Origin of the sequence: Pandoraea communis (assembly GCF_902459745.1) — a bacterium.
In the GTDB taxonomy this organism is placed as follows: domain Bacteria; phylum Pseudomonadota; class Gammaproteobacteria; order Burkholderiales; family Burkholderiaceae; genus Pandoraea; species Pandoraea communis.
Genome location: NZ_CABPSJ010000004.1, coordinates 621,526 through 645,834, shown reverse-complemented (window position 1 = coordinate 645,834; position 24,309 = coordinate 621,526). Strand labels below are relative to the sequence as shown.

The window sequence follows — 24,309 nt, the reverse complement described above, 5'->3', positions numbered from 1 at the left end:
CAGTCCCTCAGGGCATAAGCAATGTCGATCCGGTGGTCTTGCGCGCTTCGAGATCGCGGTGCGCCTGGGCCACATCGGCCAACGCGTAACGCTGATTGACTTCGATCTTCACCGCGCCTTTGGCCACTACGGCGAACAGCTCGTTCGCCGTGGCTTCCAGATCAGCGCGCTTGGCCGTGTAATTGAATAGTGTCGGGCGTGTGAAGAACAGCGAGCCGCGCGACACGAGATCCGACGTATTGATCTGCGTGACGGGACCGGATGCGCTGCCGAAATTCACCATCATGCCAAGCGGGCGCAGGCAGTCGAGCGAGCCGATGAACGTGTCGCGGCCGATAGAGTCGTAGACGACCGGCAACCCTTCGCCGCCCGTGATCTCCTTCACCCGTTCGACAAAGTTCTCGCGCGTGTAGACGATCGGGAAGTCGCAACCGTGCTTGCGCACGAGCGCCGCCTTCTCGTCGGAGCCGACCGTGCCGATCACCGTCGCGCCGAGCGCCTTGGCCCACTGGCACACGATAAGGCCCACCCCACCGGCCGCCGCATGAATGAGGATCGTGTCTCCCGCCTTGACCGGGTACGTGCGGCGCAGCAGGTATTGCGCGGTCATGCCTTGCAGCATCATCGCCGCGGCCTGATCGTCGCTGATGGTGTCGGGCAGGCGTACCAACGGCGCAGCCGGCATCACACGGGCCTGCGCGTAGGCACCGCACGGACGGCTCGCATACGCCACACGGTCGCCCGCCTTGACGTGCATCACGCCCTCGCCCACCGCCTCGACCACACCGGCAGCCTCCATGCCCAGGCCGGCCGGCAGCGGCTGCGGGTACAGACCGGTGCGGAAATACACGTCGATATAGTTCAGACCGACCGCACTATGGCGCACGCGCGCCTCGCCCGGCCCGGGCTCTCCGACTTCGACGTCCACGTACTTCATCACTTCCGGGCCGCCATTCTGTTCGATGCGAATTGCTTTGGTCATCCTCGCTCCCTCCATTCGGGTGATATGCCGATTGCCGGCGTCACGCTGCCGGTTGCGCCCTCAGGCGCACGATCAATTGTTCGAGTAACAGGCTCGCCGTCGAGCTATTGGTCGCACACGGCACGTTGTGAACGTCGCAGGCGCGCACGAGCGCGTTGATGTCGGGCTCGTGCGGTTGCGGTGTCATCGGGTCGCGCAGGAACAGCACCATGTCGATGCGTCCCTCGGCCAGTTGCGCCCCGATTTGCAGATCGCCGCCATGGGGCCCGGAGAGCTTGCGCTCGACATCGAGACCCAACTCGGTGGCGATGCGCCCGCCCGTCGTGCCTGTCGCCACCAGGTCACACTGGCGCAGCACGTCGGCGTAGTCACGCGCTAGCGCCAGAATTTCGTCTTTCTTCTTGTCATGCGCGATGAGCGCAATCCGGACTTTCGGTACTGTCGAGATTGTCATTGCAGCGATCCCTGAAGCGTCAGAACGTGCCCGGATAGGCGCCGCCGTCGATCAGCACGTTCTGGCCGGTGATGTAGCCCGCTTGCGCGCTGCACAGAAACGCGCACGTTGCGCCGAACTCGTCCGGCTGTCCGAAGCGGCGGGCGGGAATCGCGGCGGCCCGCTTGGCGCGCGCTTCGTCCAGCGTCTGCCCGCTCTTGTCGGCCCACGCCTTCATGGTGCCCGCGAGGCGATCGGTATCGAAGGCGCCCGGCAGCAGATTGTTGATGGTGACGTTATGAGCGACGGTCGTGCGCGAGATCCCGGCGACAAAACCGGTCAGCCCCGAACGGGCGCCGTTGGACAACCCCAGAATGTCGATGGGCGCTTTCACGGCCGACGAAGTGATGTTCACGATGCGCCCGAAGCCGCGCGCGATCATGCCGTCTACGGTCGCCTTGATGAGTTCGATGGGCGTGAGCATGTTCGCGTCGAGCGCGCGAATCCAGTCGTCGCGCTGCCAGTCGCGGAAGTCACCCGGCGGCGGCCCGCCCGCGTTGGTCACGAGAATATCGGGCTGCGCACACGCCGCGAGTGCCTGCGCGCGCCCCTGCGGCGTGGTGATATCGCAGGCCACCGCCGTGACTTTCACGCCCGTCGCGGCGCGAATCTCGTCGGCAGCCGCGTTGAGCGCATCGGCGGTGCGCGCCACGATGACGACGTTCGCACCGGCTTCGGCCAGTGCCTGGGCGCACGCGCGTCCCAGCCCTTTGCTCGCGCCGCATACCAGCGCGGTGCGGCCCTTGATTCCCAAATCCATGATCAGCCTTCAAGACAAGTGAAGCATTGGACAAATGCGGCCGTGCCGCCGACTTGCAGCGATTCTAAGGGAATCGCGCCCATGCTGCTTTGTCCCGTGCACGGCACGCGAGGCCCGGGATTTACGGCAATCCAAGCCGAAACCCGGACCGGCAACGGCCGCATCGGCTAAAATCGCGGCCATGCGGGCCACACCGGCCCTGCCTCAGATTGCTGCCATGAAACAAGACTCCCGCTTCCCGAATCTCTATATCTGCGATCACCCGCTGATCCAGCACAAGCTCTCGCACATGCGCGACAAGGAAACGTCGACCCGGACGTTCCGCGGCCTGCTGCGCGAAATCACCTTGCTCATGGGCTACGAGATCACGCGCGACCTGCCGCTTACGACCGAGCGCATCGAGACGCCGATGGTCGCCATGGACGCCCCCGTCATCGCGGGCAAGAAGCTCGCCATCGTGCCGGTGCTGCGCGCCGGTGTGGGCATGAGTGACGGGTTGCTCGATCTGGTGCCGTCGGCGCGCGTTGGCCACATCGGCGTGTATCGCGACGAGCAGCATCGCCCGGTCGAATATCTGGTGCGCCTGCCGGATGTGACCGATCGACGCTTCATTCTGTGCGACCCGATGGTGGCCACCGGGTATTCGGCCGTGCACGCCGTGGATGTACTGCGCAAGCGCGGCGTGGCCGAAGAGAACATTGCGTTCCTCGCACTCGTGGCCGCGCCGGAAGGGGTCAAGGTGCTGCACGACGCCCATCCGGGCGTGAAGCTGTATGTGGCTTCGCTCGACGAGCGCCTGGACGATCACGCTTACATCATTCCGGGTCTGGGCGACGCCGGCGATCGTCTGTTCGGCACAAAGAACTGACGCCCGGCAGGCAATGGGGTAACGCACCCCGCCCCCGGTATCGCCGGGGTGCGGGGTCTCGATCAAGACCGGCCCTTGCGCCGCGTGGCCATCGCCACCCCGATCGCCGCCAGCACCATCCCGCCCCATGCCAGCGGCGGCATGTGCTCTCCGACCATGACCCACGCCGCCAGCGCCGCCGAGGGAGGCACGAGGAAGAACAGCGCCGACACGCGCGACGCCTCGCCACGCCGGATCATCGCCAGCAGCAACGAGATCGCCACGATCGAATTCCCGATCACGAGATAGACGAGCGACAAGCCGAGTTGCCAATGCCATTCGATGTGCATCGGCTCGAGCCACGCTGCGAGCGGCAGCGTGACGGCAAAGCCCACGGCGTACTGCACCAGATTCGACGTGACAGGGTGCTGGCCCACGCCGAAACGCTTTTCGTACAACGTGCCGCAGGTGATCGCACCGAGCGCCACAAACGTCAGCACCAGTCCCAGCGCTGAGGTTGCCTCCACCGCCGATCGCGCCACGATGACGAGCGCCGCCCCGGCCAGCCCCAGCCCGAGTCCGATCCAGTTCAGACCGCTCACGCGCTCGCCGACGAGATGCGGCACCGCCAGTGCCACGAGTATCGGTTGCAGCGAGGTGATCAACGCTACGCTGCCCGCCGACACGCCGAGGCGCAGGGCCAGATACGTCATGCTGAAGTACAGCGCCTGAATGAGCAGACCGATGACGACGAGATGCCCCCATGCGGCGGGCGTCTTCGGCAAGGGCGGGCGCATGACGACCGCCAGCGGCGCGAGCACGGCGAGCACCAGGCCATAGCGCAACGCGAGGAACGTGAGCGGATCGGCGTACGTCAAGCCGATCTTCGCCACGGTAAAGCCGACTGACCACAGGAACAGAAAGATCAGCGGTGCGGCGCGCAACCACACCGGGTCGTGAGCCACACCGGTGCGCACCGGGTCCAGCGACGATTTCAGCGACATGGGTTAGCGGAGAATCCGTGAGGGGCGAAGGTTCCGGCAGCTTGCTGCGCGGTGCAAAACGCACCGTCAAAGGCGGATCGCCGGCCCCGTTCTCTTTCGCAGGAGCAGACGGGCGCGCTCACCGGCGCTTGTTGCCGCCAAGAATGCTGCCCAGCACGCCGCGCACGATCTCGCGGCCCAACTGACTGCCGATGGTGCGCACCGTGCTCTTGACCATGGCTTCGACGGCCGTGTCCTTGCTGCGCGAGCCACCTGAACCGCCCAGCAGGCCGCCCAGCGAATCCTTCACGGTATCGAGCAAACCGCCGCCGGACGCAGGCGTGCCACCGGGGACCTGCGGGTCGTCGGGCTGGCGCGTCTGCGTGCGCCCGACGAGTTTCTCGTATGCCGACTCGCGGTCCACGGCGTTTTCGTACACCCCCGCCACGAGCGACGTGGCCATGAGCGCCGTGCGCTCCTGCGGCGTAATCGGGCCGATCCGCGAGGCCGGTGGGGTGATGTACGCTCGTTCGGTCACCGCTGGCCGTCCCTTGTCGTCAAGCAGCGACACCAGCGCTTCGCCCACCCCCAGTTCGCCGATCACCGTTTCGATGTCGAGCGCCGGATTGGCGCGCATGGTTTGTGCCGCCACCTTCACCGCCTTCTGATCTCGCGGCGAATACGCCCGCAAGGCATGCTGCACACGATTACCCAACTGGCCGAGCACGGTATCCGGCACGTCGACGGGGTTCTGCGTCACGAAATACACACCCACGCCCTTCGAACGAATCAACCGCACCATCTGCTCGATCCGTTCAAGCAACGGCTTGGGCGCCTCGTTGAACAGCAAATGCGCTTCATCGAAGAAGAAGACGAGTTTGGGCTTGTCGGGGTCGCCCACTTCCGGCAGCCGCTCGAACAGCTCGGCAAGCAGCCACAGCAGGAAAGTGGCGTAGATACGCGGTGCGGCGAGCAGCTTGTCTGCCGCGAGAATGTTGACGATGCCGCGCCCTTGCGCGTCCGTTTGCATGAAGTCTTCGATATTGAGCATCGGCTCGCCGAAGAACTTGTCCGCCCCTTGTTGCTCGAGGGTGAGCAACCCGCGCTGAATGGCCCCCACCGAGGCGGCCGAAATGTTGCCGTACTGCGTGGTGAAGGTCGATGCGTTATCGCCCACGTGCTGGAGCATGGCGCGCAGGTCCTTGCTGTCGAGCAGGAGAAGACCGCTGTCGTCGGCAATCTTGAAGACCAGGTTAAGCACGCCGGTCTGCGTCTCGTTCAGACCCAGCAGGCGCGAGAGCAGAAGCGGCCCGAGATCGGAGACGGTCGCACGCACCGGGTGACCCTGCTCGCCGAAAACATCCCAGAGCGTGGCCGGGCTGCCGTGCCAGTCGGGGGTATCGAAGCCGAGATTGGCGATACGCTCCTTGAGCTTGGGCGTTTCGACACCCGGCTGCGTGATGCCGGTCAGGTCGCCTTTCACGTCGGCCAGAAACACCGGCACGCCAATGTCGGAGAAGGCTTGCGCCATGACTTGCAGCGTGACGGTCTTGCCGGTGCCCGTGGCACCGGTGATCAGGCCGTGGCGGTTACCCATCGCCGGCAGCAGGCCGAGAACATGCTGGTCGTTGCGCGCGATGACGAGCCGTTCGCCGGGTTCGTGAGCAGAACCCGCGGGGGATGCGGTAGAGGGGGCGGAAAGGGTCGCGGATGGCGACGCTTGCGGCAGCACGGGCTTCTGGGGCATGAGAGACCTCGGCGGTGGACGCGGCGGGGCTCGTGACACGGCGCAGCAAACACCCGTGGCACGGTGCGGCGGCATGATAAAATTGCCTCCGATTATAGCGGCAGGTTGCCGCTCGGACTGCCCCGGCCCGAAATGATTGACGGGACCGATGGAATCGACACGATCCATGGGAACCCACGGGGCGATTGGGCAATTGGCGCCCGCGACCCCGGTGGTGGCGGGCGCTCCCGTTTCAACGGTTGGCCGCGCCGCACTGCGCGGGCCGGCAGAGCATACTTCGCCGCACAGCGCGGCACGACGGAGAAATTCATGGCGGGTCATTCCAAATGGGCCAACATCAAACACAAGAAAGCTGCGGCAGATGCCAAGCGCGGTAAAGTCTGGACACGCCTGATCAAGGAAATCACGGTGGCCGCACGTCTGGGCGGCGGTGACGCCGACAGCAACCCGCGCCTGCGTCTGGCCGTGGAAAAGGCGGCCGACGCCAACATGCCCAAAGACAACGTCAAGCGCGCGATCGATCGCGGCGTTGGCGGTCTGGACGGCGCCAACTACGAAGAAATCCGCTACGAAGGCTATGGCATCAACGGCGCAGCCGTGATCGTCGACACCATGACGGACAACCGCGTGCGCACCGTCGCGGAAGTGCGTCACGCCTTCTCGAAGTTCGGCGGCAACATGGGCACCGACGGTTCGGTGGCCTTCCTCTTCACGCATTGCGGCCAGTTCCTGTTCTCGCCGGACACCCCGGAAGACAAGCTGATGGAAGTGGCGCTCGACGCCGGTGCCGACGACGTCATCACCAATGACGACGGCAGCTTCGAAGTCGTGTGCCCGCCGAACGACCTCCAGGCCGTGAAGGAAAAGCTCGAAGCGGCAGGTCTGAAGGCCGAAGTCGCGGAAGTCACGATGAAGCCGCAAACGGAAGTGGTCTTCACCGGCGAAGACGCCGTGAAAATGCAAAAGCTGCTCGACGCGCTCGAAAACCTCGACGACGTGCAGGAAGTGTTCACCAACGCCGTCATCGAGGAATAAGATGAAAATTCTGGTTGTCGGATCGGGCGGCCGCGAACACGCGCTGGCGTGGAAGCTTGCCCAATCGCCGCGCATTCAGGTGGTCTATGTCGCACCGGGTAACGGTGGCACGGCGCTCGACGAGCGCCTGCGCAATGTGCCGATCAGCGATCCGAACGTGCTCGCCGAGTTCGCCGTGCGCGAAAGCATCGCGCTCACGGTGGTCGGCCCGGAAACGCCGCTTGCCGCCGGTATCGTCAATATCTTCCGCGCACGTGGTCTGAAGATCTTCGGCCCAACGAAGGAAGCCGCGCAGCTCGAATCGTCGAAGGACTTCGCCAAAGCGTTCATGAAGCGCCACGGCATTCCCACCGCCGATTACGAAACGTTCTCCGACACCGCACTCGCCCACGCCTATATCGACGCCAAGGGCGCACCGATCGTCATCAAGGCAGACGGTCTCGCCGCAGGCAAGGGTGTGGTCGTGGCGATGTCGCTCGAAGAGGCGCACAAGGCCGTGGACATGATGCTCGCGGACAACAAGCTCGGCGATGCCGGTGCCCGCGTCGTGATCGAGGAGTTCCTGCAAGGCGAGGAAGCGAGCTTCATCGTGATGGTCGACGGCAAGAACGTATTGCCGCTCGCCACGTCGCAAGATCACAAGCGTCTGCTCGATAACGATCAGGGCCCGAATACGGGCGGCATGGGCGCCTATTCGCCCGCGCCGATCGTCACACCGCAGATTCACGCCCGCGTGATGCGCGAGATCATTCTGCCGACCGTGCGTGGCATGGAAACCGACGGCATTCGCTTCACGGGCTTCCTGTACGCCGGTCTGATGATCGACGCGCAAGGCAACGTCAAGACGCTCGAGTTCAACTGCCGCATGGGCGACCCCGAGACGCAGCCGATCATGGCGCGTCTGAAGGGCGACTTTTCGGTGGTAGTCGAGCACGCGATTGCCGGCACGCTCGACAAGGTCGAACTCGACTGGGACCGCCGTTACGCCCTGGGCGTGGTACTCGCCGCCCATGGCTATCCGGACACCCCGCGCAAGGGCGACCGGATCTCCCAGGTGCCGGCCGAGACCGGCGATTGCGTGACTTTCCACGCAGGCACCCAGCTCGAGAACGGCGTGCTCACGGTCACCGGCGGGCGCGTATTGTGCGTGGTCGGCCTGTCCGACACCGTGCGCGGTGCGCAAAGCGTGGCGTATCAGACCGTCAATCAGATCAGTTTCGACGGCATGCAGTATCGCCACGACATCGGCAACCGCGCACTGGCGCGCAAACCGGAGTAAGGCCGGCGGCGCCTGAAGGCTTGCCCTGAAGCGCCAACCCGATCTGCCACGGCCCGGGGGACGTCAAGTTCCCCGGGCCGTTGTCGTTTGGACACCGCAGCAATGGCCGTGCGGTTTGCCACCGCCTCCTAGAGCTACACCGCCGCGATTGACAAGCGCGAAGCAAGTTGGCACGCTGGCACCGCGTAGCCGCGCCACACATGCGGCACGAGCATCCGGCCAGCCCTGGCGGAATTCATTCAGTTTTCCCGACAGACCCTCGCTCGACGGAGACTTACATGTTTGATCTCGACAAACTGGTCAACGATTATCTGGTGCCGTTCGGCCTGAAAATCGCGATGGCCATCGTCATATGGATTGTCGGCGGCATCATCATCAATGTGGTTGCCCGGCTTGTGCGCGGCGCCATGACCCGCCGGGCCATCGACCCCACCCTCGTGCGCTACACCGAATCGACGCTGCGCATCGCCTTGCGCATCGCGATCATCATTTCCATCCTCAGCGTCTGCGGTATCGAGACGACATCGTTCGCCGCACTGCTCGCCGCCGCCGGCATCGCCATCGGCGCCGCATGGTCCGGACTGCTGTCGAATTTCGCCTCGGGCATTTTCCTCATCGTGCTGCGCCCGTTCAAGACCGGCGACATGATCAGCGCGGGCGGTGTTACCGGCGTGGTCGACGAGATCGGCCTGTTCGTCACCACGCTCACGACGGCCGACAATCTGCGCGTATACGTCGGCAATACGAAGGTCTTCGGCGACAACATCACGGTGTACGACGCCAACGCGTTCCGGCGCGTCGATCTGAGCGCGCAGCTTGCCCACACGGTGGACGTGCAGGACGCGATTGCACGCCTGAGGGCGCGCATCGCACAGATTCCGAATGTGATGAGCACGCCGGCCGTCGACGTCGCGATTCTGGAATTCACACCGGCCGGGCCGGTGCTCGCGGTGCGTCCGTATTGCCACAACCGCGATTACTGGCAGGTGTATTTCGATACCAACCGGGCCATTGCCGAGGTGGGTGGCACGGCCCACTGGCCGGTACCGGCACCGCGCCAGATCTTCATGCCGCCGCCCGGCGACGCCGGCAAGGCAGCGATGCCTGTCCCGTCCGCCGCAGGCGGGGCGGCACCGGCCAGCCCCCTGCCCAACGCGCCGACGCCCTGATCGCCGGGGCTTGATACAGGTCATTCGGGCGGCATCCGGCAACACCGTTTGCCGCCCCGGCCTGCCCCCGAACGCGTGGCTGCCGGTACAATCGCGGTTATTACCACGCATGGGGATGTCACAGAATGACAGCGCAAGACGCCGCACCGGCGCCGGATACCGGCGCGGTTCGCACTTATCTGCTCGGGCTTCAGGACCGCATTGTCGAGACGCTTGAGCGCCTCGACGGCAAACGTTTCCTTGCCGACGACTGGCAGCGCCCGGCCGACAGCCCTCTGCGCGGTAACGGCCGTACGCGCGTGCTCGACGACGGCAACTTCTTCGAGCGCGGCGGTGTGAACTTCTCCCACGTGGTCGGCGACAAGCTGCCGGGCTCGGCCAGCGCGTCACGCCCCGAACTGGCCGGACGCGGCTTCGAAGCCCTCGGCGTCTCGCTGGTGCTGCATCCCCGCAACCCGTACTGCCCGACCGTTCACTTCAACGTGCGCATCCTGATCGCCACCAAGCCCGGTGAGTTGCCGGCGTTCTGGTTCGGCGGCGGCATGGATCTCACGCCGTACTATCCGTTCGAAGAGGACTGCCAGCACTTCCATCAGACCTGCAAGGACGCGCTGGATCCGTTCGACACATCGTGGTATCCGCGCTTCAAGGCGTGGTGCGACGAGTACTTCTATCTGAAGCACCGCCAGGAGCCTCGTGGCATCGGCGGCATCTTCTTCGACGACTTCTCCGGGGGCGGCTTCGATACCGGCTTCGCGGTCATGCAAAGCGTGGGCGACGCCTTCCTCGATGCTTATGTGCCGATCATCGAGCGCCGCCGCGGCATGCCGTACGGCGAGCGCGAGCGAGATTTTCAGGCACACCGCCGCGGCCGTTACGTCGAATTCAATCTGGTCTGGGATCGCGGCACGCACTTCGGCCTGCAATCGGGCGGACGCACCGAATCCATCCTGATGTCGATGCCGCCGATCGTGAAATGGCACTACGACTGGAAGCCCGCGCCGGACACGCCGGAAGCGAAGCTCTATACCGACTTCCTCGTGCGCCGCGAGTGGGTGTGAAGGCCAGCCACGCATGACTCACTCTTCCCCGGCTGCACCGCGAACGCCCCATATGTCGCCCTCTGGCTCGATCCGGCGCATTGGCGTGCTGGGCGGCACATTCGATCCGATTCACACCGGCCATCTCGCGCTGGGCGCGCTTTTCGCCCGCACGCTCGCCCTGGACGAACTGATCCTGATGCCAGCGGGCCAGCAACCGCAAAAGCAAGGCAGTACCCCGGCCGGGCACCGGCTGGCGATGACGCGTCTGGCCGCCGAGTCGCTCGCCGCCGAACTGGCGCGCACGCAACCGTCCACGCAACTGATCGTCAGCACGCGCGAGATCGAGCGCGCGGGGCCGAGCTACACCGTCGATACGCTGCGCGAGATTCGCCACGATGCCGGTGCGCAGGCGTCGCTGTCGCTGCTCATCGGCTCCGATCAACTGGTGCGCCTGGACACATGGCACGCCTGGCGCGAGTTGTTCGAATACGCCCACGTGTGCGCAGCGGCGCGGCCCGGTTTCAACCGCGATACGGCCTCGCCGGAACTGCGTCAAGTCTTCGTCGAACGGGAAAGATCCGCGCTCGGGGTACAATCCACGCCATGCGGCGGTATCCTGATCGACGACTCACTCGCTGTCGATATATCCGCCACCGAGTTGCGCGCCACACTGGCGCACGCGCCAGACACGGCCACGCCCCCGGCGAACCTGCCCGAACCCGTGTGGCAGTACATCCGCGCGCAACACCTGTATCGCGCTTGACGGCCCCTTCGCGGGCCGCTACTTCGCACTCCCTGTTTCACCCAAAAGACGCACTATGGATATTCGTAAACTGCAGCGCCTGATCGTCGACGCCCTCGAAGACGTCAAGGCCCAAGACATCAAGGTGTTCAACACCTCGCACCTGACCGCCCTGTTCGACCGTGTGGTCATCGCGAGCGGCACCTCCAACCGTCAGACCAAGGCACTTGCCGCGAGCGTACGCGACAAGGTCAAGGAAGCCGGCGGCGATATCGTCAGCATGGAAGGCGAAGATGTGGGCGAATGGGTGCTCGTCGACACGGGCGATGCCATCGTGCACATCATGCAACCGGCCCTGCGCCAGTATTACAACCTCGAAGAGATCTGGGGCGAGAAGCCGGTACGCCTGAAGGCCGCCGGGACCAAGGCCGGGGCCAAGGCCAGCGCGCAAGACGACGAAGAGGACGAGGACGACACGCTCGAGTCCCCGGCACCCGCTCGCCGCAAGGCCAAGTAAGGCCCAGCACGCGATTCAGCCGTCATGCGTCTGTTCATTCTTGCCGTCGGGCACAAGATGCCCGGTTGGATCGAGACCGCCTTCGCCGAGTACGCCAAGCGCATGCCGCCCGAGCTGCGCATCGAACTCAAGGAAATCAAGCCGGAGCAACGCTCCAACTCCCGCACGGCCGAGACGGTGATGGCCGCCGAGGCGCAGCGTATCGATGCGGCCCTGCCGCGTGGCTGTCGCCTGGTATGCCTCGACGAGCGCGGGCAGGACCTCACCACGATGCGCCTGGCCCAATCGCTCACCGCCTGGCAACAGGACGGGCGCGACGTGGCCTTCGTGATCGGCGGCGCCGACGGGCTCGACCCTGCCCTCAAAGCTCGCGCCGATACCCTCATTCGATTGTCCAGCCTGACGATGCCCCACGGCATGGTGCGCGTGCTGCTTGCCGAGCAGCTCTACCGCGCGTGGAGTATCAACGCCAATCATCCCTATCACCGCGTCTGAGCACGTCCGGGCGCGCGTGACGGGAAAATAAGTCATCCATAAGTCAAGGCATCTTGTGCGGTGCAATGCCGCGTTGTATCCGGCGGGCAATGGCCCGTATCGCCTTGTCGGACAGTCCATCTCCGAGGGCTGTCAATCCCCCCAGACGTTCCCATGCAACACGCATTGTGCGCCGCGAGTGGAAAAAACATGGCAGCGTGATAGTCTACCCGGCGCTACACGGTTCGCACCGCGAACAACTAGACTTCTCGTGAACCATCGGAGATTGGCATGAAGCAACCTTCCCTGCGCAGTATCGCCCTGGCCGGCGTTGGCGCTGTCATGGCGCTCGGCATGAGCACCTCGGCCCTGGCCGCTACCGAGATTCAGTTCTGGCACTCGATGGAATCGGCCCTCGGCGAGCGCGTCAACCAGATCGCCAACGATTTCAACGCGTCGCAGAGCGACTACAAGATTGTCCCGATCTACAAGGGCAACTACGAGCAGGGTCTGGCGGCGGGTATTGCCGCCTTCCGCGCGGGCAACGCGCCGGCCATTCTTCAGGTGTACGAAGTCGGTACGGCCACGATGATGCAGGCCCAGAAGGCCGTGAAGCCGGTGTGGCAAGTCATGAAGGACGCTGGCGAGCCGTTCGAGGAGTCGGCCTTCGTGCCGACTGTGGCGAGCTACTACGCCGACAGCAAAACCAATCACCTCGTGTCGATGCCGTTCAACAGCTCGACGCCGGTGCTGTACTACAACAAGGATGCCTTCAAGAAGGCCGGCCTCGATCCGAACACCCCGCCGAAGACCTGGGCCGACGTGAAGTCGGACGCCCAGAAGCTCAAGGCGGCCGGTCTGTCGTGCGGCTTCACCATGGGCTGGCAGAGCTGGACGCAGCTCGAGAACTACAGCGCATGGCATGCCCTGCCGTTCGCCACGAAGAACAACGGCTTCGACGGTCTTGACGCCAAGCTGAGCTTCAACGGCCCGCAGCAGATCAAGCACATCCAGTTCCTGGCCGACATGGCCAAGGACGGCACGTTCACGTACGTAGGCCGCAAGGATGAAGTGACCTCGAAGTTCTACAGCGGCGACTGCGGTATCGCGATGACCACCTCGGGTGCCCTCGCCAACATCGCCAAGTACGCCAAGTTCAGCTATGGCGTGGGCATGATGCCGTACGACGCCGACGTGAAGGGTGCGCCGCAGAACGCCATCATCGGTGGCGCCAGCCTGTGGGTGCTCGCAGGCAAGTCGCCGGCCGAGTACAAGGGCGTGGCCAAGTTCCTGAAGTACCTCGCTTCGCCGGCCGTGGCTGCCAAGTGGCATCAGGACACCGGCTACCTGCCGGTCACGAAGGCCGCCTACGAACTGACCGAGAAGCAAGGCTTCTACGCGAAGAATCCGGGCGCCGACATGGCCATCAAGCAGATGCTCAACAAGCCGCCTCTGCCGTTCACGCGTGGCCTGCGTCTGGGCAACATGCCGCAGATCCGCACGGTGATCGACGAGGAACTCGAAGGCGTGTGGAGCGGCAAGCAAACGCCTAAAGCGGCGCTGGACAAGGCGGCATCCCGTGGCGACGATCTGCTGCGCCGCTTCCAGAAGCAGGGCAGCTAAGCGGCCCCCAACGTACGGTGACGCGCGCAACGCGGGCCAATCGCCTGTGTTCGCAGTGCGAATCGTGACGTTACAATGACACCACCCGGCCCGCCGTCAACGCGGGCCGGGTTGGTTTTTTTTTGGTCACTACGTTTATGGCGCAAAACTCCAGAGAACGCCCCCGCTTCGGAACCAGTTGGCTGCCCTACGCGCTCGTCGCGCCGCAGCTCCTCATCACCGCCGTGTTCTTCCTATGGCCCGCAGGCGAAGCCCTGTGGCAATCGACTTCGGCACAAGACGCCTTCGGGCTGTCCAGCGAGTTCGTCGGACTCGATAATTTCAGTGCGCTGTGGCGCGATCCGCTTTACCTCGCGTCGTTCCGCACCACGATGATCTTCAGTGGTCTGGTAACGGTCTGCGGGCTGGTCATCTCGCTGCTGCTCGCCGCGATGGCCGACCGCGTCACGCGCGGCAAGCGCACCTATCAGACGTTACTCATTTGGCCCTACGCAGTCGCGCCTGCCATTGCGGCCGTGCTGTGGGCATTCCTGTTCAACCCGAGTATCGGTCTCGTCACCTACGGGCTGGCAAAGCTCGGCATCCAGTGGAATCACGCGCTCAACGGCGGTCAGGCCATGTTCCTCGTCGTGCTCGCCTCCATCTGGAAGCAGATCAGCTACAACTTCCTGTTCTTCTACGCCGGGTTGCAAGCGATTCCGCGCTCACTCGTGGAAGCCGCCGCCATTGACGGCGCAGGTCCGGTCCGGCGCTTCTTCGGGCTGGTATTGCCGCTGATTTCGCCGACGACGTTCTTCCTGCTCGTGGTCAACCTCGTGTACTCGTTCTTCGACACGTTCCCGGTGATCGATGCGGCGACCGGCGGCGGTCCGGGCCAGTCGACCATGACACTGATCTACAAGATCTACTCGGAAGGCTTCAAGGGGCTCGACCTCGGCAGCTCGGCTGCCCAGTCGGTGGTACTGATGGCGATCGTCATCGTGCTCACGGTCGTGCAGTTCCGATTCATCGAACGCAAGGTGCAATACGCATGATCGAGAACCGTCGCGGCCTGGATATCTTCTGCCACGTCATGCTGATCGTCGGCGTGTTGCTGGTGGTTTTCCCGCTCTACGTGGCGTTCGTCGCCGCCACCATGAACGAGCAGGAAATCTTCTCCGTCCCTCTGTCGCTCGTCCCGAGCACGCACCTGCTCCAGAACCTCTCCACGGTGTGGGGTCAGGGCACGGGCGATACGGCCATGCCATTCGGGCTGATGCTCGGCAACAGCCTGTTCATGGCGCTGGTCATCACGATCGGCAAGATCTCGGTGTCGATTCTGTCGGCCTTCGCCATCGTGTATTTCCGGTTCCCGTTGCGTAATCTGTTCTTCTGGCTGATCTTCGTCACGCTGATGCTGCCGGTCGAAGTGCGGATTTTCCCGACGGTGCAGGTGATCTCGAACCTCGGGCTCATCAACAGCTATATGGGTCTGACCGTGCCGCTCATCGCCTCGGCCACGGCCACGTTCCTGTTCCGGCAGTTCTTCATGACGCTGCCCGACGAACTCGTCGAAGCCGCGCGCATCGACGGCGCCGGTCCGATGCGATTCTTCTTCGACGTGGTGCTGCCGCTGTCGAAGACCAACATCGCCGCGCTGTTCGTCATCACCTTCATCTATGGCTGGAATCAGTACCTTTGGCCGATTCTGGTGACCAACGCCCCGTCGATGACGACGGCCGTGGTGGGCATCAAGAGCATGATCGGCAGTGGTGACACCGCCACCCAGTGGCAACTCGTCATGAGTGCCACGCTGCTCGCCATGCTGCCGCCGCTCGCGGTGGTCCTGCTCATGCAGCGCTGGTTCGTGCGCGGTCTGGTTGATTCGGAAAAGTAATCATGGCAAATCTCAAACTCCATAGCGTCAAGAAAACCTACGACCAGACCAACTACATCCTGCATGGTGTCGACATCGACATCCAGGATGGCGAATTCGTGGTCATCGTCGGCCCGTCGGGCTGCGGCAAGTCGACGCTGCTTCGCATGGTGGCCGGCCTTGAGTCGGTGAGCGAAGGCAGCATCCTGATCGGCTCGCAGGTCGTCAATCAACTGGAACCCAAGGATCGCAACATTGCGATGGTCTTCCAGAACTACGCGCTCTATCCGCACATGGATGTGCGTCAGAACATGTCGTATGGCCTGAAGATTCGCGGTATCGACAAGAAGACCATCAACGAGCGCGTGCTCACCGCCGCGCGCATTCTGGAACTCGAACCCCTGCTCGCACGCAAGCCCCGCGAACTCTCCGGCGGCCAGCGTCAGCGCGTGGCCATGGGCCGTGCCATCGTGCGCGAGCCGGCGGTATTCCTGTTCGACGAACCGCTCTCCAACCTCGACGCCAAGCTGCGCGTACAGATGCGCCTGGAAATTCAGCGCCTGCATGCACGCCTGAAGACGACGAGCCTGTACGTCACGCACGATCAGGTCGAAGCCATGACGCTGGCCGATCGCGTGGTCGTCATGAACAAGGGCTACGCCGAACAGATCGGCACGCCGACCGATGTGTACGAGCGCCCCGCGTCGCTGTTCGTCGCTAGCTTCATGGGCTCGCCCGCGATGAACCTGCTCAAGGGACGTGTCGACTCGGAAGGCCGCACGTTCCAGGTGGACGGCGGTGGCCCGTCGCTGCGTCTGCCGCCCACCAGCATGGCGTATGCCAACCGCGAACTGGTGCTTGGCGTGCGCCCCGAGCATCTGGTGCCCGCCGAACAACATAACGGCCTGGGCGCCTTCGCGGCACAGACCAGCCTCCTCGTCGATCAGCTCGAGCTGCTGGGTGCCGACAATCTGGCGCATGGCCGTTGGGGCGATCAGCCCGTCACGGTGCGTCTGCCTCACGAGATACGCCCGGCAGCGGGCACGGTGGTACCGCTGGCCATCTCGGCGAAGACGCTGCACCTGTTCGATCGGGCGTCCGGCAAGCGAGTCGAAGCATGAGCGATACCTCCACATCTGCCCATCTATGGCGCCACTGGCCTTATCCGCGCATCGTCTCGCATCGCGGTGGCGGCAAGCTGGCGCCGGAGAACACGTTGGCCGCCTTCGAGATGGGTGCCTCGCTCGGCCTGCGCATGGTCGAGTTCGACGCCAAGCTCTCGGCGGATAACGTCGTCTTTTTGCTGCACGACGACACCGTCGATCGTACGAGCAACGGTCATGGTGCGGCCGCGCAGATGACTTACGACGAGATCGCCAGGCTCGACGCCGGCAGTTGGTTCGACGAGCGCTTCATCGGTCAGGTGATGCCGACCCTCGCTCAGGTTGCCGAGCGCTGTCTGGCGCTGGGGCTGGCCGCTAACGTCGAGATCAAGCCGTGTCCGGGCCGCGAGGTCGAGACGGGCAAGCGCGTTGCCGAGGCCGTCCGGACGCTGTGGGCCGGGCATCCCCAGCCCCCGCTACTTTCGTCGTTCTCGTACGAAGCCCTCGAGGCGGCCGCCGCTGCCGCGCCCGAATTGCCGCGCGGGATGCTGTACGACGCCATACCGGCACATTGGCGCGACGATGCCCGCAAGCTCGGCACCGTCTCGCTGCACGCGAGCCATAAGCATCTCGACGGCCCGCAGGTTTCCGAGATCAAGGCAGCAGGCTTGCAGATGCTCGTCTACACGGTCAACGAGCCGGCCCGTGCGCGCGAGTTGGCCGCGTGGGGTGTGGACGCCATCTGCACCGACCGTATCGACCTGATCGGCGCCGACTTCCTCGCCGACGCTTGAGCGCGGCACTGCGGCGCACCTCGCACCCGGCGCCCGCCCGATTCGCCCCGCCCCCCGCCTGTGCTGGCGGGCATGGACGCAAGGCGGCATAATAGGGCGTTCCCTCGCCCAGCCCACCCAGCGGCCCGGTACACGCGCTGCAAATCCCTGCAACGCCGTGCGCCGGGCTGGACGAATTCAAGCCAAGCCGCCATGCCGTACATCTATCTCGCTTCGCAAAGCCCCCGCCGTCAGGAATTGCTGCAACAGCTCGGTGTTCGTTTCGAACTGCTGTTGCCAGGGGCCGACGAAGACGCCGAAGCGCTCGAAGCCGTGCTGCCTGGAGAACCGCCTGACGATTACGTGCAGCGCGTGACCCGCGCCAAGGCCGAGGCGGCCCTCACGCGTCTGGCACGCGCCGGTCTGCCCGGCGCCCCCATTCTGGCTGCCGACACGACCGTCTGTCTGGACGGCACCATCCTCGGCAAGCCCTTCGACGACGCCGACGCGTGCGCCGTGCTCGCCCGCCTGTCGGGCACCCGCCATCGCGTGCTGACGGCCGTGGCCGTGTGCGCGGATGGGCAGATGCATCAGGCGGTCAACATCTCGCATGTCTGGTTCCGGCCGCTGCGCAGGGAGGAAATCGAGCGCTACGTCGATTCGGGAGAACCGAGGGGTAAAGCGGGCGCTTACGGCATCCAGGGCAGGGCCGCTGAATTTGTCATGCGCATCGATGGCAGCTACTCAGGCATCATGGGGCTGCCGCTATGCGAGACTGCCGCGCTATTGCGTCAGGCGGGCGTCGACTTCTGACGCGTACCGATGCCCAAGCATTTCGAGTCTGGTCGACACTATATGAACGAAGACATTCTGGTCAACATCACGCCACAGGAAACCCGTGTGGCGCTCATGCAGCTCGGTGCCGTGCAGGAATTGCACATCGAGCGCACGCTCTCGCGCGGCCTGGTCGGCAACATCTATCTGGGCAAGGTCGTGCGCGTGCTCCCGGGCATGCAATCGGCCTTCATCGACATCGGACTGGAGCGCGCGGCATTCCTGCACGTGGCCGATATCTGGCATCCGCGCACGAACAACGACACCTCCACGCCGCACCCGCAGCCGCCCATCGAGAAGACCGTTTTCGAGGGGCAGACGCTCATGGTCCAAGTCATCAAGGACCCGATCGGCACCAAGGGCGCACGTCTGTCGACGCAGATCAGCATTGCCGGGCGCACACTCGTCTATCTGCCGCAAGAGCCGCATATCGGCATCTCGCAGCGTATCGAGAGCGAAGCGGAACGCGAGGCGTTGCGCAGCAGAATTCAGGCGCTCGTGCCGGCCGACGAGAAAGGCGGCTTCATCGTGCGCACCATTGCGGAGGATGCGGACGATGCGGAGTTGGCGAACGACATCGCCTATTTGCGAAAGTCGCGGCAGACCATCGGCGAGCAAAGCACGCGCCTGCCCGCCCCCGCGCTGCTGTATCAGGATTTGAATCTCGCGCAACGTGTGCTGCGCGACTTTGTGCACGAAGAGACCGGCAAGATTCTCGTCGATTCGCGCGAGACGTTCCAGAAGCTTGCCGAATTTGCCGCAACGTATACGCCGGCGGTGCTCGGCAAGCTCACGCATTACACCGGCGAGCGTCCGCTGTTCGATCTGTACAACGTGGAGACGGAAATCGAGCGAGCGTTGTCGCGTCGCGTCGATCTGAAGTCCGGCGGGTATCTGATGATCGATCAGACCGAAGCAATGACGACCATCGACGTGAACACCGGCGGCTATGTCGGTGCGCGCAATTTCGACGACACGATCTTCAAAACGAACCTCGAGGCGGCGCTGATGATCGCTCGCCAGTTGCGGCTGCGCAATCTGGGCGGGATCATCATCATCGACTTCATCGACATGGAAAGCGCCGAGCACCGTGACTCGGTGCTGGCCGAACTGAAGAAGGCGCTCGCGCGCGACCGGACACGCATCACCGTGAACGGCTTTTCGCAGCTCGGGCTGGTGGAGATGACTCGCAAACGCACGCGCGAATCGCTCGCCCACGTGCTGTGCGAGCCGTGCGCCGTCTGTCAGGGCAAGGGACAGGTCAAGACGCCACGTACGCTGTGCTACGACATCCTGCGCGAGATTCTGCGCGAATCGCGCCAATTCAATCCGCGCGAGTTCCGCCTGATCGCCTCGCTGGAAGTCGTCGATCTGTTCCTCGAAGAAGAGTCGCAACATCTCGCGATGCTGATCGACTTCATCGGGAAGCCGATTTCACTTCAGGTCGAATCGTCGTTCCATCAAGAGCAGTACGACATCATTCTGATGTGACGCCGTCCTAACACGCGGGCCCCACTTCATGCCCTACACGAACTACGACAATCTGGCGGCGTCGAGTGAGGCGCTGGACAAACATGCCGTCGCACGCCATTCGACCTGGGTCAGTATCTGGGTCAACATCGTGCTCACGGCGGCGCAGATCGTCATCGGCATTTTTGCCCGCTCGCAGGCATTGATTGCCGACGGCATTCACTCGCTCTCGGACATCGTTTCCGATTTCGTCGTGCTGGCTGCCGCCCGCAGCAGTGCCCGCGCGCCGGATGCCGATCACCCCTACGGTCACAGCCGCTATGAAAACGCGGCATCGCTGTTTCTGGGCGTCATTCTCCTCGTGGTTGGCGCGGGAATGTTGTGGCGCGGCATCGAGCGGCTGCTGCATCCGGAAGAGATTCCGGAAGTCCACATCGTGGCGCTCGTGGTCGCCGTGATCGTTCTGGTCAGCAAGGAAGGGCTCTTCCGCTACATGCTGCGTGCGGCCCAACGCGCACGCTCCGCCATGCTCGTGGCCAACGCCTGGCATGCGCGCTCCGACGCACTGTCGTCGCTCGTCGTGGCGTGCGGCATTCTGGGTAACCTGGCAGGGTATCGCATACTCGATCCGCTGGCCGCCGCGCTCGTGGGCCTGATGATCGGCCGCACCGGGTGGAAGTTCGGCTGGAATGCGTTGCAGGACCTCATCGATCGCGGCGTTGACGACGCCACGACCGTCACCATTCGCGAGCACCTGCTGGCCACTCCCGGCGTGCACGCCATCGACATGCTGCGCACACGGCGCATGGGCGACGAGATCGTCGTCGACGTGCACATCCTCGTCGACGCACGTCTATCGGTCTCCGAGGGGCACTACATCGCCGAGCAGGCCCGCACCGCCGTTATGCGCGAGCCGCAAATTCTCGACGTACTGGTGCACGTCGATCCGGAGAGCGACACCAAGGGCACTGCGCTGCAGCAGTGGCCTGCGCGCGCAGCGGTCGTCGGCGCCGCAAACGCGCTGTGCCGTGCCAATGGGCTAGCGCTGCACGAGGTCAATCTGCACTACCTGAACAATGGGTTGGAGGCCGACGTCATCGTCGAAAGTCTGCGTGAACCTGCATGCGCAGACACTCAGGCCGTGGAAGGAGATGGCGGCATGGAGCCCGCACCGCAAGCCGTCGCCGATGCGCTCGCAGCACGCTTTGCGTTGCGATATGTCCGGGTGCTGCGAGCGACGGGGGAGACGTCGGCAGTGTCGGGGGAGGCCGCGCGCGCAAATGCAACGGCCGCCGGTTCCGCCATCGAGTGACGACAAAGCCACGGCGGCCGGTGACGATCCGCACGGCGCCGCGCGCCGTGCGCGAGATTAGTCTTCGTGCTTGTAGTCCGAGAACGACATGCCTTGCCGATCCTTGTCCGAGACGACGGGGGTAATGCCGTCCAGCGGCCAGGGAATAGCCAGCGTGGGGTCGTCCCAGCGGATGCAGCGCTCGAACTGCGGTGCCCAATAGTCTGTAGTCTTGTACAGCACTTCAGCCGTCTCCGAGGTCACGACGAACCCATGCGCGAAGCCGGCCGGAATCCACAACTGCTTCTTGTTCTCCGCGCTCAGCACTTCCGTAACCCACTTGCCGAATGTCGGCGAGCCTTCACGAATATCGACCGCGACATCGTAGATTTCGCCGTGCAGCACGCGTACAAGCTTGCCTTGCGGTTGCTTGATCTGATAGTGCAGACCTCGCAGCACGCCGCGAGCAGAACGCGACTGGTTGTCCTGTACGAACGTGAGCGTCTCGCCCAGCGCATCGTTGAAGTTGCGCTGATTGAAGCTCTCGAAGAAGTAGCCTCGCGAATCGCCGAACACTTTGGGTTCGATGACCTTGATGGCCGGGATAGCGGTAGAAATCAATTGCATGACGGAGGTGCCGGTAGTCGGGTCGATCAGAATACGCGTTCGCGCAGCATCGCCAACAGATACTGACCGTACCCTGTTTTGGCAAGAGGTTGCGCCAGCGCCTCGATAGCGGCGGCATCGATCCAGCCGCACCGGTATGCGATTTCCTCGGGACACGCCACCTTCAGACCCTGACGGCTCTCGATCGTCTGGATGAAGGTACTCGCTTCGAGCATCGACTCATGCGTTCCGGTATCGAGCCATGCGTAACCGCGCCCCATGATCTGCACGTTAAGCTTGCCGCGCTTCAGATACTCATTGTTGACGTCGGTAATTTCCAGTTCGCCACGTGCCGACGGTTTGATCGAACGCGCAATCTCGACCACGTCGTTGTCGCAGAAGTAGAGGCCGGTCACGGCATATCGGGACTTCGGTGCCGTGGGCTTCTCGATCAGCTCGATGGCACGGCCCGAGTCGTCGAACGTCACCACACCGTAGCGCTCAGGATCGTTGACCGGATAGGCAAAGACTGTCGCCCCATCGGTCTGCGCGCTCGCGGCCCCCAACAATGCCGCGAAGTCGTGACCGTAGAACAGGTTGTCGCCCAGCACGAGCGCGCAGCGATCGTTGCCGAGGAAATCCGCTCCAATCAGGAACGCTTGCGCCAGACCGTCGGGTGACGGCTGCACGGCGTATTGCAGGCTCAGGCCCCATTGACTGCCATCGCCAAGCAATTGCTCGAAACGCGGCGTGTCCTGCGGTGTCGAGATGATCAGAATGTCCCGGATACCTGCCAGCATCAGCGTGGTCAGCGGGTAATAGATCATCGGCTTGTCGTACACCGGCAGCAACTGCTTGGAGACGGCGAGTGTCGCCGGATACAGTCGCGTGCCGGAGCCGCCGGCGAGAATGATGCCCTTACGCTTGGTACTCATGCGTGCCTCAGTCGTTCTTTTGATAGTGCGTTTCGATCCAGCGCTGGTACTCGCCCGACTGCACCTGGCGCACCCACTCGCCGTTGGCGAGATACCACTGCACCGTCTTGCGCATGCCGGTCTCGAACGTCTCGGCGGGACGCCAGCCCAGTTCGCGCTCAAGCTTGCGCGCGTCGATAGCATAGCGCCGATCGTGCCCGGGACGGTCGGTGACAAACGTGATCTGATCGGCATACGACTTGCCATCGTTACGCGGCGACAGTTCGTCGAGCAGCATACACAGATGCTTCACCACGGACAGGTTGTTCTGCTCATTCCACCCGCCGACGTTGTACACCTCGCCCAAAGCGCCCCTGGCGAGCACTTCGCGAATCGCGGAACAGTGGTCGCCAACGTACAACCAGTCGCGCACGTTGCTGCCATCGCCATAGATCGGCAGCGGCTTGCCGGCCAGTGCATTCGCGATCACCAGCGGAATGAGCTTTTCGGGAAATTGGTACGGGCCGTAGTTGTTCGAGCAGTTGGTCGTCAGTGTCGGCAAGCCGTACGTGTGGTGGTAGGCGCGTACGAGATGATCGGAGCCCGCTTTCGACGCCGAGTACGGGCTGTTGGGCGCGTAAGGGGTGGTCTCCGTGAACGCCGGATCGGCCGGGCTCAGCGAGCCGTAGACTTCGTCCGTCGAGACGTGCAGGAAGCGAAAGGCATCGTGAGCTTCGCCATCGAGCGTTCCCCAATAAGCACGGGCCGCTTCGAGCATCGTGAACGTGCCGACGATATTCGTCTGCACAAAGTCTGCGGGACCATGGATCGAGCGATCGACATGACTCTCCGCCGCGAAGTGCAGCACGGCGCGTGGACGGTGCTCCGCATACAAGCGATCGAGGGCCGCGCGATCGCAGATGTCCACTTGGGCAAAGCGATGTCGCGGGTCGTGCTCGAGACTGGCAAGATTGGCCAGATTGCCCGCATACGTGAGCTTGTCGATAGTCAGTACCGGCTCGTCATGCTGCGCGAGCCAGTCCAGAACGAAATTTGCACCGATGAATCCGGCGCCACCTGTCACAAAAATCATGGGTTTGCAGATAAAGGATTACAGGCGCGGCCTCATTTGCGCGGCACGCGTCCCATCAAGAAGAATTCGTCGTTGGGCCGCATCGAAATCGCATTTGCGATGCGGTTGGACATGCCGAAAAAAGCGGTGATCGCGGCAATGTCCCAAATATCCTCGTCGTCGAGACCGTGTTCGCGCAGCGTTGCGTAATCGTCGTCGCCCACCTCGTGGGAGCGCTCGCAAACCTTCATCGCGAACGCGAGAATCGCTTTCTGACGCGGCGTGAGGTCCGCCTTGAGATAGTTGACGGCCACCTGATCGGCCAGCAGCGGCTGCTTTTCATAGATGCGCACCAGCGCACCATGGGCGACCACGCAGTAAAGACACTGATTCACGGCGCTCGTGGCGACCACGATCATTTCGCGTTCGCCTTTGCTCAGATTGCCGTCTTTGAGCATCAGCGCATCGTGATAGGCGAAAAACGCGCGAAACTCGTCGGGGCGATGCGCCAATGTGAGGAACACGTTCGGGATGAAGCCCGCCTTTTCCTGCACTTCGTCGATACGCGCCCGGATATCGGCCGGCAGCGCGGCGAGATCGGGCACAGGGAAACGACTGATCGGCGGCTGGCTCATCGTGATCTCCTCAAATCGGGCGAATAAGGGCGAATAAGGTCCGACGTTCGCAATGCGACGCG

At 63.8% G+C, this 24,309-nt stretch carries 25 protein-coding genes; 16 read left to right on the top strand and 9 right to left on the bottom strand.

What is annotated here, in order from left to right; translation table 11 throughout:
* Window positions 1–7: 7 nt before the first annotated feature.
* Genes PCO31110_RS17600 through PCO31110_RS17590 form a run of 3 tightly spaced genes read right to left on the bottom strand, consistent with a single transcriptional unit; the run spans window position 8 to window position 2,235 of the window.
* Window positions 8–982, bottom strand: a complete 975-nt coding sequence (locus tag PCO31110_RS17600) for a quinone oxidoreductase family protein (protein WP_150690998.1) — start codon at window positions 980–982, stop codon at window positions 8–10.
* 40 nt (window positions 983–1,022) lie between these two features.
* Window positions 1,023–1,436, bottom strand: a complete 414-nt coding sequence (locus PCO31110_RS17595; RefSeq protein ID WP_150690997.1) for a methylglyoxal synthase — start codon at window positions 1,434–1,436, stop codon at window positions 1,023–1,025.
* Between the two features lie 19 nt (window positions 1,437–1,455).
* Window positions 1,456–2,235, bottom strand: coding sequence for an SDR family oxidoreductase (locus PCO31110_RS17590; RefSeq protein WP_010807001.1), 780 nt, complete (start codon window positions 2,233–2,235; stop codon window positions 1,456–1,458).
* Window positions 2,236–2,452: 217 nt separating this feature from the next.
* Between PCO31110_RS17590 and upp the strand changes: the two genes are divergently transcribed.
* Window positions 2,453–3,103: a uracil phosphoribosyltransferase gene (gene upp / locus PCO31110_RS17585; RefSeq protein ID WP_010807002.1), complete on the top strand. Its 651-nt coding sequence runs from the start codon at window positions 2,453–2,455 to the stop codon at window positions 3,101–3,103.
* 62 nt (window positions 3,104–3,165) lie between these two features.
* Here upp and PCO31110_RS17580 read toward each other — a convergent pair whose 3' ends face one another.
* Window positions 3,166–4,086: a DMT family transporter gene (locus PCO31110_RS17580; protein WP_010807003.1), complete on the bottom strand. Its 921-nt coding sequence runs from the start codon at window positions 4,084–4,086 to the stop codon at window positions 3,166–3,168.
* 118 nt (window positions 4,087–4,204) lie between these two features.
* Window positions 4,205–5,662 (bottom strand): helicase HerA-like domain-containing protein, encoded by a 1,458-nt coding sequence (locus tag PCO31110_RS17575; protein ID WP_246189886.1) that lies wholly within the window; start codon window positions 5,660–5,662, stop codon window positions 4,205–4,207.
* A gap of 459 nt (window positions 5,663–6,121) precedes the next feature.
* Here PCO31110_RS17575 and PCO31110_RS17570 point away from each other — a divergent pair, with 459 nt between their 5' ends.
* From PCO31110_RS17570 to PCO31110_RS17500, 15 genes are all read left to right on the top strand, one after another.
* Window positions 6,122–6,847: a YebC/PmpR family DNA-binding transcriptional regulator gene (locus tag PCO31110_RS17570; RefSeq protein ID WP_010807005.1), complete on the top strand. Its 726-nt coding sequence runs from the start codon at window positions 6,122–6,124 to the stop codon at window positions 6,845–6,847.
* Window position 6,848: 1 nt separating this feature from the next.
* Window positions 6,849–8,126: a phosphoribosylamine--glycine ligase gene (gene purD, locus PCO31110_RS17565; protein WP_150690995.1), complete on the top strand. Its 1,278-nt coding sequence runs from the start codon at window positions 6,849–6,851 to the stop codon at window positions 8,124–8,126.
* Window positions 8,127–8,404: 278 nt separating this feature from the next.
* On the top strand, window positions 8,405–9,295 hold the full coding sequence (locus PCO31110_RS17560; protein WP_010807007.1) for a mechanosensitive ion channel family protein: 891 nt from the start codon (window positions 8,405–8,407) through the stop codon (window positions 9,293–9,295).
* A 125-nt stretch (window positions 9,296–9,420) separates the two neighbouring features.
* Window positions 9,421–10,356, top strand: a complete 936-nt coding sequence (gene hemF / locus PCO31110_RS17555) for an oxygen-dependent coproporphyrinogen oxidase (protein WP_010807008.1) — start codon at window positions 9,421–9,423, stop codon at window positions 10,354–10,356.
* Window positions 10,357–10,369: 13 nt separating this feature from the next.
* Entirely contained in the window at window positions 10,370–11,101 is a 732-nt protein-coding gene (locus PCO31110_RS17550; RefSeq protein ID WP_150690994.1) for a nicotinate-nucleotide adenylyltransferase, read from the top strand.
* 55 nt (window positions 11,102–11,156) lie between these two features.
* Window positions 11,157–11,597: a ribosome silencing factor gene (gene rsfS, locus PCO31110_RS17545; protein ID WP_010807010.1), complete on the top strand. Its 441-nt coding sequence runs from the start codon at window positions 11,157–11,159 to the stop codon at window positions 11,595–11,597.
* 24 nt (window positions 11,598–11,621) lie between these two features.
* Complete coding sequence (gene rlmH / locus PCO31110_RS17540) at window positions 11,622–12,092, top strand: 23S rRNA (pseudouridine(1915)-N(3))-methyltransferase RlmH (RefSeq protein ID WP_010807011.1); 471 nt, start codon at window positions 11,622–11,624, stop codon at window positions 12,090–12,092.
* A gap of 270 nt (window positions 12,093–12,362) precedes the next feature.
* Window positions 12,363–13,694: a sn-glycerol-3-phosphate ABC transporter substrate-binding protein UgpB gene (ugpB, locus tag PCO31110_RS17535; RefSeq protein WP_150690993.1), complete on the top strand. Its 1,332-nt coding sequence runs from the start codon at window positions 12,363–12,365 to the stop codon at window positions 13,692–13,694.
* Window positions 13,695–13,831: 137 nt separating this feature from the next.
* Entirely contained in the window at window positions 13,832–14,728 is an 897-nt protein-coding gene (gene ugpA / locus PCO31110_RS17530; protein WP_150690992.1) for a sn-glycerol-3-phosphate ABC transporter permease UgpA, read from the top strand.
* Window positions 14,725–15,570 carry a sn-glycerol-3-phosphate ABC transporter permease UgpE gene (gene ugpE, locus PCO31110_RS17525; RefSeq protein WP_010807014.1) on the top strand — a complete coding sequence of 282 codons (846 nt, stop codon included), beginning with the start codon at window positions 14,725–14,727 and terminating at the stop codon, window positions 15,568–15,570. The genes ugpA and ugpE overlap by 4 nt, the downstream gene beginning before the upstream one ends.
* A gap of 2 nt (window positions 15,571–15,572) precedes the next feature.
* Entirely contained in the window at window positions 15,573–16,670 is a 1,098-nt protein-coding gene (locus PCO31110_RS17520; protein ID WP_010807015.1) for a sn-glycerol-3-phosphate import ATP-binding protein UgpC, read from the top strand.
* Window positions 16,667–17,446, top strand: a complete 780-nt coding sequence (gene ugpQ / locus PCO31110_RS17515; protein WP_010807016.1) for a glycerophosphodiester phosphodiesterase — start codon at window positions 16,667–16,669, stop codon at window positions 17,444–17,446. The genes PCO31110_RS17520 and ugpQ overlap by 4 nt, the downstream gene beginning before the upstream one ends.
* A gap of 192 nt (window positions 17,447–17,638) precedes the next feature.
* A complete protein-coding gene (locus PCO31110_RS17510; protein ID WP_010807017.1) occupies window positions 17,639–18,238 on the top strand; it encodes a Maf family protein in 600 nt (199 codons plus the stop codon).
* Between the two features lie 42 nt (window positions 18,239–18,280).
* Window positions 18,281–19,750, top strand: a complete 1,470-nt coding sequence (gene rng, locus PCO31110_RS17505; protein ID WP_010807018.1) for a ribonuclease G — start codon at window positions 18,281–18,283, stop codon at window positions 19,748–19,750.
* A 28-nt stretch (window positions 19,751–19,778) separates the two neighbouring features.
* Window positions 19,779–21,041 (top strand): cation diffusion facilitator family transporter, encoded by a 1,263-nt coding sequence (locus PCO31110_RS17500; RefSeq protein ID WP_150690991.1) that lies wholly within the window; start codon window positions 19,779–19,781, stop codon window positions 21,039–21,041.
* A 57-nt stretch (window positions 21,042–21,098) separates the two neighbouring features.
* Here PCO31110_RS17500 and rfbC read toward each other — a convergent pair whose 3' ends face one another.
* Genes rfbC through PCO31110_RS17480 form a run of 4 tightly spaced genes read right to left on the bottom strand, consistent with a single transcriptional unit; the run spans window position 21,099 to window position 24,247 of the window.
* Complete coding sequence (gene rfbC, locus PCO31110_RS17495; protein WP_010807020.1) at window positions 21,099–21,647, bottom strand: dTDP-4-dehydrorhamnose 3,5-epimerase; 549 nt, start codon at window positions 21,645–21,647, stop codon at window positions 21,099–21,101.
* A 26-nt stretch (window positions 21,648–21,673) separates the two neighbouring features.
* Window positions 21,674–22,561, bottom strand: a complete 888-nt coding sequence (gene rfbA, locus PCO31110_RS17490) for a glucose-1-phosphate thymidylyltransferase RfbA (RefSeq protein ID WP_010807021.1) — start codon at window positions 22,559–22,561, stop codon at window positions 21,674–21,676.
* Between the two features lie 7 nt (window positions 22,562–22,568).
* The gene (rfbB, locus tag PCO31110_RS17485) at window positions 22,569–23,633 is read right to left on the bottom strand and encodes a dTDP-glucose 4,6-dehydratase (RefSeq protein WP_010807022.1); all 1,065 of its coding nucleotides are present in this window, start codon (window positions 23,631–23,633) and stop codon (window positions 22,569–22,571) included.
* Between the two features lie 32 nt (window positions 23,634–23,665).
* Window positions 23,666–24,247 carry a peroxidase-related enzyme gene (locus PCO31110_RS17480; RefSeq protein WP_010807023.1) on the bottom strand — a complete coding sequence of 194 codons (582 nt, stop codon included), beginning with the start codon at window positions 24,245–24,247 and terminating at the stop codon, window positions 23,666–23,668.
* Between the last annotated feature and the right edge of the window lie 62 nt (window positions 24,248–24,309).

Bases quoted from the DNA above. Each gene is read 5' to 3' on its own strand.
- PCO31110_RS17600 (WP_150690998.1), bottom strand. From the start codon at position 982: ATGACCAAAGCAATTCGCATCGAACAGAATGGCGGCCCGGAAGTGATG.
- PCO31110_RS17595 (WP_150690997.1), bottom strand. From the start codon at position 1,436: ATGACAATCTCGACAGTACCGAAAGTCCGGATTGCGCTCATCGCGCAT.
- PCO31110_RS17590 (WP_010807001.1), bottom strand. From the start codon at position 2,235: ATGGATTTGGGAATCAAGGGCCGCACCGCGCTGGTATGCGGCGCGAGC.
- upp (WP_010807002.1), top strand. From the start codon at position 2,453: ATGAAACAAGACTCCCGCTTCCCGAATCTCTATATCTGCGATCACCCG.
- PCO31110_RS17580 (WP_010807003.1), bottom strand. From the start codon at position 4,086: ATGTCGCTGAAATCGTCGCTGGACCCGGTGCGCACCGGTGTGGCTCAC.
- PCO31110_RS17575 (WP_246189886.1), bottom strand. From the start codon at position 5,662: ATGGGTAACCGCCACGGCCTGATCACCGGTGCCACGGGCACCGGCAAG.
- PCO31110_RS17570 (WP_010807005.1), top strand. From the start codon at position 6,122: ATGGCGGGTCATTCCAAATGGGCCAACATCAAACACAAGAAAGCTGCG.
- purD (WP_150690995.1), top strand. From the start codon at position 6,849: ATGAAAATTCTGGTTGTCGGATCGGGCGGCCGCGAACACGCGCTGGCG.
- PCO31110_RS17560 (WP_010807007.1), top strand. From the start codon at position 8,405: ATGTTTGATCTCGACAAACTGGTCAACGATTATCTGGTGCCGTTCGGC.
- hemF (WP_010807008.1), top strand. From the start codon at position 9,421: ATGACAGCGCAAGACGCCGCACCGGCGCCGGATACCGGCGCGGTTCGC.
- PCO31110_RS17550 (WP_150690994.1), top strand. From the start codon at position 10,370: ATGACTCACTCTTCCCCGGCTGCACCGCGAACGCCCCATATGTCGCCC.
- rsfS (WP_010807010.1), top strand. From the start codon at position 11,157: ATGGATATTCGTAAACTGCAGCGCCTGATCGTCGACGCCCTCGAAGAC.
- rlmH (WP_010807011.1), top strand. From the start codon at position 11,622: ATGCGTCTGTTCATTCTTGCCGTCGGGCACAAGATGCCCGGTTGGATC.
- ugpB (WP_150690993.1), top strand. From the start codon at position 12,363: ATGAAGCAACCTTCCCTGCGCAGTATCGCCCTGGCCGGCGTTGGCGCT.
- ugpA (WP_150690992.1), top strand. From the start codon at position 13,832: ATGGCGCAAAACTCCAGAGAACGCCCCCGCTTCGGAACCAGTTGGCTG.
- ugpE (WP_010807014.1), top strand. From the start codon at position 14,725: ATGATCGAGAACCGTCGCGGCCTGGATATCTTCTGCCACGTCATGCTG.
- PCO31110_RS17520 (WP_010807015.1), top strand. From the start codon at position 15,573: ATGGCAAATCTCAAACTCCATAGCGTCAAGAAAACCTACGACCAGACC.
- ugpQ (WP_010807016.1), top strand. From the start codon at position 16,667: ATGAGCGATACCTCCACATCTGCCCATCTATGGCGCCACTGGCCTTAT.
- PCO31110_RS17510 (WP_010807017.1), top strand. From the start codon at position 17,639: ATGCCGTACATCTATCTCGCTTCGCAAAGCCCCCGCCGTCAGGAATTG.
- rng (WP_010807018.1), top strand. From the start codon at position 18,281: ATGAACGAAGACATTCTGGTCAACATCACGCCACAGGAAACCCGTGTG.
- PCO31110_RS17500 (WP_150690991.1), top strand. From the start codon at position 19,779: ATGCCCTACACGAACTACGACAATCTGGCGGCGTCGAGTGAGGCGCTG.
- rfbC (WP_010807020.1), bottom strand. From the start codon at position 21,647: ATGCAATTGATTTCTACCGCTATCCCGGCCATCAAGGTCATCGAACCC.
- rfbA (WP_010807021.1), bottom strand. From the start codon at position 22,561: ATGAGTACCAAGCGTAAGGGCATCATTCTCGCCGGCGGCTCCGGCACG.
- rfbB (WP_010807022.1), bottom strand. From the start codon at position 23,633: ATGATTTTTGTGACAGGTGGCGCCGGATTCATCGGTGCAAATTTCGTT.
- PCO31110_RS17480 (WP_010807023.1), bottom strand. From the start codon at position 24,247: ATGAGCCAGCCGCCGATCAGTCGTTTCCCTGTGCCCGATCTCGCCGCG.